The sequence below is a fragment of the Actinoplanes sp. NPDC026623 genome (assembly GCF_040638275.1).
In the GTDB taxonomy this organism is placed as follows: domain Bacteria; phylum Actinomycetota; class Actinomycetes; order Mycobacteriales; family Micromonosporaceae; genus Actinoplanes.
In genome coordinates this window covers 1-8907 of record NZ_JBEZXZ010000283.1, presented here as the reverse complement: position 1 = coordinate 8907, position 8907 = coordinate 1, and the positions used below count along the sequence as shown (strand labels likewise).

The window sequence follows — 8907 nt, the reverse complement described above, 5'->3', positions numbered from 1 at the left end:
CTTCCTCAGCCCCTCGCGCGGGGCCTGACCCAGGTGGCCGAGAGCACGACGCGCATCGGCGTCGCGATCGACATCCCCGAGCCGTGGGGCTCGGACCGGCCGGATCCCAGCCAAGCAGATGCCGCCAGCGCAGCGGCGAGCCCTCCAGCGGCAGCGCCACCACCCCCGGCAGCGGCCGCACGGTGCCCTGGCACAACACCACGGCCGCGCCCCCGGCCACCAGGTCGATGCAGCTACCCACATCCATCTCGTACGGCGGCAGCGGCGTGAAGCCCGCCCGCGCGCAGGCGGTGGCGAAGCAGTCGTTGAAGCACCCGTCGCCCGGGGCGGTCGCCCACTTCTCCCCGGCGAACTCGGCGAGCGGAACCTCGTCCCGCCCCGCCAGCCGGTGCTCGGCGCCGACCAGGACCCAGACCGGGTCGACGCAGACCGGCAGCCAGACCAGGCCGGCGCCGGGGGAGGGTATCGACGGGGCGCAGGCGCCGACGAGCGCGTAGTCGAGCCGCCCGTCGAGCACCCTGGCGCAGATCTCGTCCGCGGACCAGGTGGCGTGCATGGTCACCGGGCTGTTCGGATGCGCGGCGGCGAGCCGCTGCACGAGGCCGCCGGAGACGGGCCCGTTGGTGGCGCCGATCCGGAACTGCCCGGGCCGTTCGGAGCCGACGAAGGCGGTGACGTCCCGCTGCAGGCCGTTGACGGCCGGGATGAGCAGCCGGGCCCGCGCCAGCACCAGATCGCCGAGCGGGGTGGGCCGGGTGCCGCGCCGTTCGCGGTGGAAGAGCGGCCCGCCGACGGTTCGCTCGATGCGCTTGAGCTGGGTCGCCAGCGCCGGCTGCGCGAGCCCGAGCGCCGCGGCGGCCTTGGTGACGCTGCCCGCCTCGGCGATCGCGCAGATCATCCTCAGGTGGCGCAGCTCGAGGTCCACATGCCGACGGTAGAGGTCGGCGCCCGGCACCGAAATACCAACATTGTGAATTTCGATGGTCTGCCGGCCGGGGGGAAGTTCGCCCGGGAATGACATTTCGGGATGATACAGATCATTCCTTGTTAATATGACGTTTGCTGACCGGACCACTGGATGTCGCTTAACTCGACTGCCGGCCGGTATCCGCCCCTCCGCGCGCATGCCGCCCGCGTGGTCACCCCGTCACTCGCCCCCCCGGCCGTCCGCACTCAGGCCCTCGAAGGGAGGCGCACCCGATGTCCAAGAAGAAGGACAAGAAGGACAAGAAGGATAAAAAGAAGAAGGGCAAGAAGAAGAAAAAGAAGAAATGACCTAGGCCGGCCCGCGCCTGCTCAGTGGCGCGGGCGCAGGCCGTCCATCATCAGGTCAAGCAGCCGGCCGGCCTGCTCGCGCTGCCCCGCGCCGCCGGCCGCTAGGGTCACCCCGTTCAGGCAGGTCAGCACGTCCATCACCGCGACGTCCGCGCGCACGGTGCCGGCCCGGATGCCCGCGTCCAGCAGCATCGTCAGCGCGTCCGTCAGCCGTTCCAGGCTGTGCGCGAAGGGCGCGCCGCCCGAATTGATCACCATCCGCACCGCCTCGGCCATGCCGCGCTTGGCCGCCAGATAGTCCACGAACCGATCCATCCAGACGCGCAGCGCCCGGTCGGGCTCGCCCGCCGCGAGCAGTTCCGCCACCGAGTCGCAGAGCCGGTCGAGCTCACCGCGGTACACCGCCTCGACCATCGCCTCCCGCGTCGGGAAGTGCCGGTACAGCGTGCCGATCCCGACGCCGGCCGAACGCGCGATCGTCTCCAGCGCCACGTCCGGCCCGCCGGAGGAGAACTCCCGCACGGCAACCTCGAGGATCCTGTCGCGGTTGCGCCGGGCGTCGGCGCGCAGGGGGCGCTCGGCCATCGCGGGTGGTCCTTCCTCGCCGGTCCGTGCCGACAGGGTGGCACATCGCGGCGCGGACGGTCTGCGCCGACCGGCGTGGCGGGGCGCGGCCGGCACCCTATTCGGCCTTGCCGGCCGTCGCCTTCCGGTTCCTGACCGGCCTGGTCACCTGCTTGGACACGCACGACGGCATCCCCGCCGTCGCCCGTGCGGCCTCGCGCCGGTACGCGCTGGGCGGCATGCCGACCAGCTCGGTGAAGCGGGTGCTGAAGGTGCCCAGCGACGAGCACCCGACCGCGAAACAGACCTCGGTGACGCCGAGATCGCCGCGACGCAGCAGCGCCATCGCCCGCTCGATGCGCCGCGTCATCAGATAGGAGTACGGCGACTCCCCGTACGCGAGCCGGAACTCGCGGCTGAGGTGACCGGCCGACATGTGCGCGCCGCGGGCGAGCGCCTCGACGTCCAGCGGCTGCGCGTAGTCCCGGTCGATCCGGTCGCGGACCCGGCGCAGCAGCACGAAGTTGCGCAGCTGCTCTTCCGAGGAGGGCCTGCTGGTCACACCTGAAATCGTGCCACATCGCGCGACCCCACGGTGAGCGCCGGATTCCGCCCCGGCAGCCACTTCCGTACCACCGGCCGGCGGCAATCGGGCGAAGCGCCGCCAGGACGGCACCGGAATCCCTCAAGTGACCCGCCGCGCGCCCGATTCGACGGTGGACAGCACACCATCGGGCGTGCGGCCGGATGAGGGAAGGGGTCTGATGAGGTTCAGGCACCCCGGTCGAGGCACGTTGGGGGTCGTCGCCCTCGTCGTCGCGTTCGCCGCCTGGATGGTCGGCGGCTTCGGCGGCGAGCTGGTCACCCGTACCGCCTCGAACATCGCCACGGTCCTGATCACGGCAGCCGCCGGCACCGCCTGCCTGCTCCGGGCCGCCCGCGGTCGCGGCCGGATGAGGGCCGCCTGGACCGGGATCGGTCTCGGCGGCCTGTCCTATACGGCCGGCGCCGCCACCTGGACCTGGATCGAGACGGTGCAGGGCCGCGAGGTGCCGTCACCCGGCCTGACCGATGTCTTCTACCTCTGCATGGTCCCGCTCACCGCGGTCGGCCTGCTCGTGGTGCCCGTCGCCCGGCAGTCCCTGGCCAACCGCGTCCGCAGCATCGTCGACGGCATGATGATCGGCTGCTCGCTGCTGCTGATCAGCTGGATCGCCGTGATCGGCCCGCTGCTCTCCGAGGGCGCCGAGACCACCGCCGGCCTCTACGTCCTGCTCGGCTACCCGCTCGGCGACGTCGTCCTGGTCACCATCGTGCTCTACATGATCGCCCTGCAGCGCCGCGGCGGACAGGGCTCCGGCTCGCTCATGCTCATCGGCGCGGCGATGCTGGTGATCGCAACCGCCGACAGCCTCTACGTCTTCATGACCCTGCACGGCGATTACGCGTCCGGCGGCCTGCTCGACATCGCCTGGTTCGTGGCCTTCTCCCTGGTGCTGCTCGCCGCGCGGCGGCCCGGCTCCGACCTCACCCAGCCCGCCTCCGAGGCGCAGGACGCCGCCGAGCAACGGCCGTTCGCGATGCTCGTGCCGTACGGGGTGGTGCTCGCCGCCCTGGTCTGCAGCGTGGTCTTCTACGCGGTCACCGGGCAGGCCGACGTCTTCTTCGTCGGCGGCTCCCGCACGGTGCTGATCATCCTGATCATCGTCCGGCAGCTGCTCACCCTGCTCGAGAACCGCCACCTGACCCGCCAGCTCGAGGCGCGCGTCGCCAAGCGCAGCATCGAACTGCAGGCCAGCGAGGCACGCTTCCGCGCCCTCGTGCTGCAGAGCTCCGAATCGGTTGCGGTCATCGACGCCGACACGAAGATCTTCTTCCAGAGCGAGTCGGTCGAGCGGATCTTCGGCTACCCCCCGTCCATGCTGCTCGGCCTCACCCTGGTCGACGTGGTCGGCCACCGGGCCGCCCCGTCCATCGCGGCCGGCATCCAATCCATCCGGGACCAGCAGCTCGGCGTCGTCGTCCTCGAGGTGCCGATACGGCATTACAACGGCCGCATCCGCCTCGCCGAGATGACCATCACGAACCTGCTGCACGACCCGGCGGTCGGCGGCTACGTGCTCAACACCCGCGACATCCACGACGCGCGTGAGCTCCAGGAACAGCTCATGCACGAGGCGTACCACGACAGCCTGACCGGGCTGGCCAGCCGCGCGCTGTTCCGCGAGCGGGCGCACGAGGCGCTCGACCGCGGCACCCAGGCCGACGACGTGGCGATCCTCGTCCTCGACCTGGACGGCTTCAAGGAGATCAACGACAGCCTCGGCCACGCCGCCGGCGACGCCCTGCTCCTGCAGGTGGCCGACCGGCTGCGCACCGCCGTGCGCGAGGGCGACACCGTGGCCCGCTTCGGCGGCGACGAGTTCGGCGTGCTGATCGAGTCGATCGCCGCCCGCGCCGACGCCGAGGCCGTCGCCGGCCGCATCGCCGCCGCGCTCGAGGAACACTTCGTGGTCGGCGGCCGCGACCTGCGCGTCGCGGTGAGCATCGGCCTGGCCTCCGGCGCCGACGCCGACGGCATCGACCAGCTGGTGCGCAACGCCGACCTGGCCATGTACCGCGCCAAGTCCGCGGGCGGCGCCGGCCTGGCCGCCTACGACCCGCAGATGCTCAGCGGCCTGCTGCAGCGCCTCGAACTCGAGGCCGACCTGCGGCTGGCCCTGGAACGCGACGAGCTGGCCCTGCACTACCAGCCCACCGTCGACCTGCGCACCGGGGAGATCATCGGCTTCGAGGCGCTGGTCCGCTGGCACCACCCGACCCGCGGCATCGTCTCGCCGCTGGACTTCATCGGCATCGCCGAGGCGACCGGGCTGATCGTGCCGATGGGCCGCTGGGTCCTCGCCGAGGCCTGCCGTCAGGCCGTGGCCTGGGGCGCGGGCAGCACCCGCCGGCTCAAGATGTCGGTGAACGTCTCCGTGCGCCAGTTCGAGCACGGCGACCTCTCCGCCACCGTCGCCGAGGTGCTTGCCGAGACGGGCCTGCCGGTCGACCAGCTCTGCCTGGAGATGACGGAGAGCGTGCTGCTCACCGACACCGACGAGAACCTCACCCAGCTGGTACGCCTGAAGGCGCTGGGCGTCACCCTCGCCATGGACGATTTCGGTACCGGATACTCGTCGCTGGCCTACCTGCGCCGCTACCCGATGGACATCCTGAAGATCGACCGCTCGTTCGTGGACCGCCTCGGCGGCGAGCTCGAGGACGAGGCCCTGGTCCGCACGATAGTGCGGCTCGGCAAGAGCCTGGGCATGACCACGGTGGCCGAGGGCATCGAGGAGAAGGTCCAGCTGGCGGCGCTGCGCGAGCTGGGCTGCGACGTCGCACAGGGCTACCTGCTGTCCCGCCCGCTGCCGGCCGCCGACGCGGGCCGCCTGCTGGCCGAGGGCCTGGGCGCACAGGTCACCGTCCCCGCCTGACGGCGGGCGCTCCGTCAGCGGTCGCGCCGGCCACGCGTGAACGGGCGCAGGAACACGAAGAAGAACAGGAACCCGGGCAACAGGATGTGTGCGCCCGACATCAGCCACACCCCGACCAGCACCGTCGCCGCCAGTATCGCGGCGCCCACGACCGCGGCCTTGCGGCGCCGGTGCCGCGCGACCGCCGTCCGCGCCGCCGGCAGGTCGGCAAGCGCCTGCCGGCCGTTACCGGGCAGGTCGGCGGTCAGCTGCGTCAGGTCGTCGCGGTAGACGGCCCGGTACACCGCGGTCAGGCGCTGCTCGCCCTCGTCGAGCGTGAGCCGGCCTTCCCCCATCGCGGTCCGCAGGATGTGGGCCACCTCTTCGCGTTCAGTATCCGAGGCGCGGATCTGCTGCGATGCCATGCCCCCAGCATGACACCGCTCCGGTACCGGGCGTCTAATCGACAGCCATTGCCCGAGAAGTTCCGGAACGGGTCTGCAGCAGGTGACGCCAGCGACCGGCGTCCCACCGGTTCGGGCTGGTTCCCTCGACGAAGTCGGTCACCGCGTCGACGAATTCCGCGGGCGCCTCCCGGTGCGGGAAATGCCCGACACCGGGCAGCACCACCGACCGCGCCCCGGGCATCAGCTCGGCGGCGGCCCGGGCGTGCCCGACCGGGAGCACGTGGTCCCGGTCGCCCCAGACGACCAGAGCCGGCAGGCCCTGCGCCAGGTAGGCGCGATCCCGCATGGTGATCAGCTGCCCGCGCCAGTCCGCGACATGCCTCAGCACGTGCAGGAACGCCGCCCGGGCGGCCGGGTCACCCAGCCCGGCGTGCACTGTGTACGCCTCGTTCAGGTCGGCCGCGAGCGCCGCCGGCGCGACCAGCCCGGCGGCCGCGCGCAGCGCGCTGAGTGCCAGCCGCGACGGCGGCAGGTGGCTGATCCCCAGCGCGACCGAGGCGCCGGGCAGGGTCAGAGCGCGCAGCGCCACGCTCACCTGCCGGCCGAGCCCGCCGCCCGCGACCACGACCAGCCGCTCGGTCCGCTCCGGGAACTGGTAGGCGAACTGCATCGCCACGCCGCCGCCGAAGCTGTGGCCGACCACGGTCACCCTGTCGACGTCGAGCGCGCCGAGCAGATCCCGCATGCCGTTCGCGTACCCGCCGATGCTGTAGTCGGCCCGCGGCTTGGCCGACCGGCCGTGCCCGAGCAGGTCGGGCACGATCACGGTGTAACGCTCGGCGAGCGCTCCCGCGACGGTGTCCCAGGTGGCGCCGTCGGATCCGATGCCGTGCAGGAGCAGCAGGACGGTCGGACCGGTACCCGCCATCCGGAACGCCCGGGCGTGCCCGTGCACCTCGACCACCCGCTGCTCGTCCACCTGCGCAGCGTAGATAGCCGACGTTTCACCGCAGTAACCACGCAGCGGGCGCCGATATTCGATCGACGGTGGTGCGGCCGGTTCGTACCCTCGGTCGTGTTGCCGTGAAGCGAGGGGAGGGACGTCGTGCGCTACCGCACCGCTGTCGTCGTCCTCACCTCGCGTTTCGAGCTGATTCTCGTGTCTGGTGTGCCCAGCCCCGGCTGCGCCACCGGGGCTGGACGTTCCTGACCGCCTGAGCACCGGCGGCCGGGCGGGCGCGTTGCCGCCGTCCACACACCATTCGTGAAAGACCGAGATCATGCGCGTACGAAATATCGGCATCCTGGCCCACGTCGATGCCGGCAAGACCACCCTGACCGAGCGGGTCCTGTTCGCGACCGGCACGATCCACAGGCGCGGGGAGGTGCACGACGGCACGACGGTCACCGACTTCGATCCGCAGGAACGCGAGCGCGGCATCACCATCTCCGCGGCCGCCGTCTCCTGTGACTGGTCCGGTCATCGGCTGAACCTGATCGACACGCCCGGCCACGTCGACTTCTCCGACGAGGTGGAACGCTCGCTGCGGGTGCTCGACGGCGCGGTCGCCGTGTTCGACGGCGTCGCGGGCGTGCAGCCGCAGAGCGAGTCCGTGTGGCGCCAGGCAGACCGGTACCGGGTGCCGCGGATCGCGTTCGTCAACAAACTCGATCGGGCCGGCGCCGACTTCGCCGCGGCGGTGACGTCCATCCGGGAGCGGCTGGGGGTCGCCGCGCTGGCGGTGCAGGTGCCGGTCGGCGCCGAGGGCGGCCTCACCGGCGTCGTGGACCTGGTCCGGATGCGGCGGCTGACCTGGCCCGGCGGTGTCCTGCAGGTCCAGGCGGCGGACGATCCGGCGGCCCGGCGGGCGCGGCGGGAGCTGGAGGAGGCGGTCGCGGAACGCCACCCGCAGGCACTCGAGGAGCTGGGCGCGATGTCGGAGCAGACCCTGCGTACGGCGCTGCGGGACCTCACCCGCGCCGGCGAGGTGGTCGTGGTGCTGTGCGGGTCCGCGTACCGCAACATCGGCGTGGAGCCGCTGCTCGACGCGGTGGTCGACTACCTGCCCGCACCCGCCGGCGACCCCGGCGGGCCGCTGGCGGCGCTGGTGTTCAAGTGGGCCGGCCGGCTGGCGTATCTGCGCGTCTACGACGGGACGATCGGCAAGGGCGATGTCGTGTGGGACGCGGGCGCCGGGCGTGCCGAAAGGGTGGCCCGGGTGGTGCGGGTGCAGGCGGACCGGCACACCGACGTCGAGCGGGCGGTGGCCGGGGACATCGTCGCCGTGGCCGGGATCAAGCACGCCCGGGCCGGCGCGACGCTGTCCACCCGGCGGCATCCCGTGCTGCTGGAGGCGCCGCGGACGGCGGAGCCGGTGGTGTCGGTGGCGGTGGAGGCCCGCACCCGCGCCGACGCGCAGCGCCTGCCGCCGGCACTGTCGGCGCTGGTCGGCGAGGACCCCTCGCTGGCCGTGCGCACCGATCCGGAGACCGGGCAGATCCTGCTGTCCGGCCTCGGCGAACTGCACCTGGAGGTGGCCGTGACCAAGCTGCGCCGCACCACCGGCGTACAGGTGACGGTCGGCCGTCCGCAGGTCGCCTACCGCGAGTCGGTCACCCGGGGGGTGACGGGGATCCTGTACCGGCACGTCAAGCAGGACGGCGGGCCGGGCCAGTTCGCCCACGTCGTTCTCGACGTGACACCGGCGGACGGGACCGGCTTCGCGTTCGCGTCCACCGTGACCGGCGGGCGTGTACCGGCCGAGTACGTCCGGGCGGTCGAGGCCGGCTGCCGGGAGGCCCTGGCCGGCGGGCCGGTCGCCGGGCACCCGGTGGTGGGCCTGACGGTGACGCTGACCGACGGCGCGACGCATCCGAAGGACTCCTCGGAGGTGGCGTTCCGGGCGGCCGGCCGGTTCGGTCTGCGGGCGGCCCTGGCCGCCTGCGAGCTGACGGTGCTGGAACCGGTCGTCGAGGTCACGGTCACCGCGCCGGCCGAGACGCTGGGCGTCGTGCTCGGCGACCTGGCCGCGCGCCGCGCCCAGGTGACCGGCTCGACGGCGGGCGCGGTCACCGCGGTCGTGCCGCTGGCCGAACTGTTCGGCTACGCGACCCGGCTGCGCAGCCGCACCCACGGCCGCGGCGGCTTCACCACCCGGCCGGCGGGCTACCGTCCCGCGGCATAGACAGTAAGCGCCGGGCCC

General features: G+C 72.6%; 7 protein-coding genes. 2 read left to right on the top strand and 5 right to left on the bottom strand.

Features of this window, described 5'->3' with window-relative positions; translation table 11 throughout:
• From AB0F10_RS42095 to AB0F10_RS42085, 3 genes are all read right to left on the bottom strand, one after another.
• Positions 1–1021, bottom strand: a 1021-nt coding sequence (locus tag AB0F10_RS42095; RefSeq protein ID WP_360639174.1) for a LysR family transcriptional regulator, incomplete at its 3' end; no start/stop codon positions are given.
• Positions 1022–1296: 275 nt separating this feature from the next.
• Positions 1297–1860, bottom strand: coding sequence for a helix-turn-helix domain-containing protein (locus AB0F10_RS42090; RefSeq protein WP_360639171.1), 564 nt, complete (start codon positions 1858–1860; stop codon positions 1297–1299).
• Between the two features lie 97 nt (positions 1861–1957).
• The gene (locus AB0F10_RS42085; protein WP_360639168.1) at positions 1958–2401 is read right to left on the bottom strand and encodes a helix-turn-helix transcriptional regulator; all 444 of its coding nucleotides are present in this window, start codon (positions 2399–2401) and stop codon (positions 1958–1960) included.
• Positions 2402–2603: 202 nt separating this feature from the next.
• On the opposite strand from AB0F10_RS42085, the gene AB0F10_RS42080 reads away from it, so the two are divergent.
• Positions 2604–5318: an EAL domain-containing protein gene (locus AB0F10_RS42080; protein ID WP_360639166.1), complete on the top strand. Its 2715-nt coding sequence runs from the start codon at positions 2604–2606 to the stop codon at positions 5316–5318.
• Between the two features lie 14 nt (positions 5319–5332).
• Here AB0F10_RS42080 and AB0F10_RS42075 read toward each other — a convergent pair whose 3' ends face one another.
• On the bottom strand, positions 5333–5722 hold the full coding sequence (locus tag AB0F10_RS42075) for a DUF1707 domain-containing protein (protein WP_360639163.1): 390 nt from the start codon (positions 5720–5722) through the stop codon (positions 5333–5335).
• 34 nt (positions 5723–5756) lie between these two features.
• Complete coding sequence (locus AB0F10_RS42070; protein WP_360639160.1) at positions 5757–6683, bottom strand: alpha/beta hydrolase; 927 nt, start codon at positions 6681–6683, stop codon at positions 5757–5759.
• 301 nt (positions 6684–6984) lie between these two features.
• Between AB0F10_RS42070 and AB0F10_RS42065 the strand changes: the two genes are divergently transcribed.
• Positions 6985–8889: an elongation factor G gene (locus tag AB0F10_RS42065; RefSeq protein WP_360639157.1), complete on the top strand. Its 1905-nt coding sequence runs from the start codon at positions 6985–6987 to the stop codon at positions 8887–8889.
• The last annotated feature ends 18 nt before the right edge of the window (positions 8890–8907 follow it).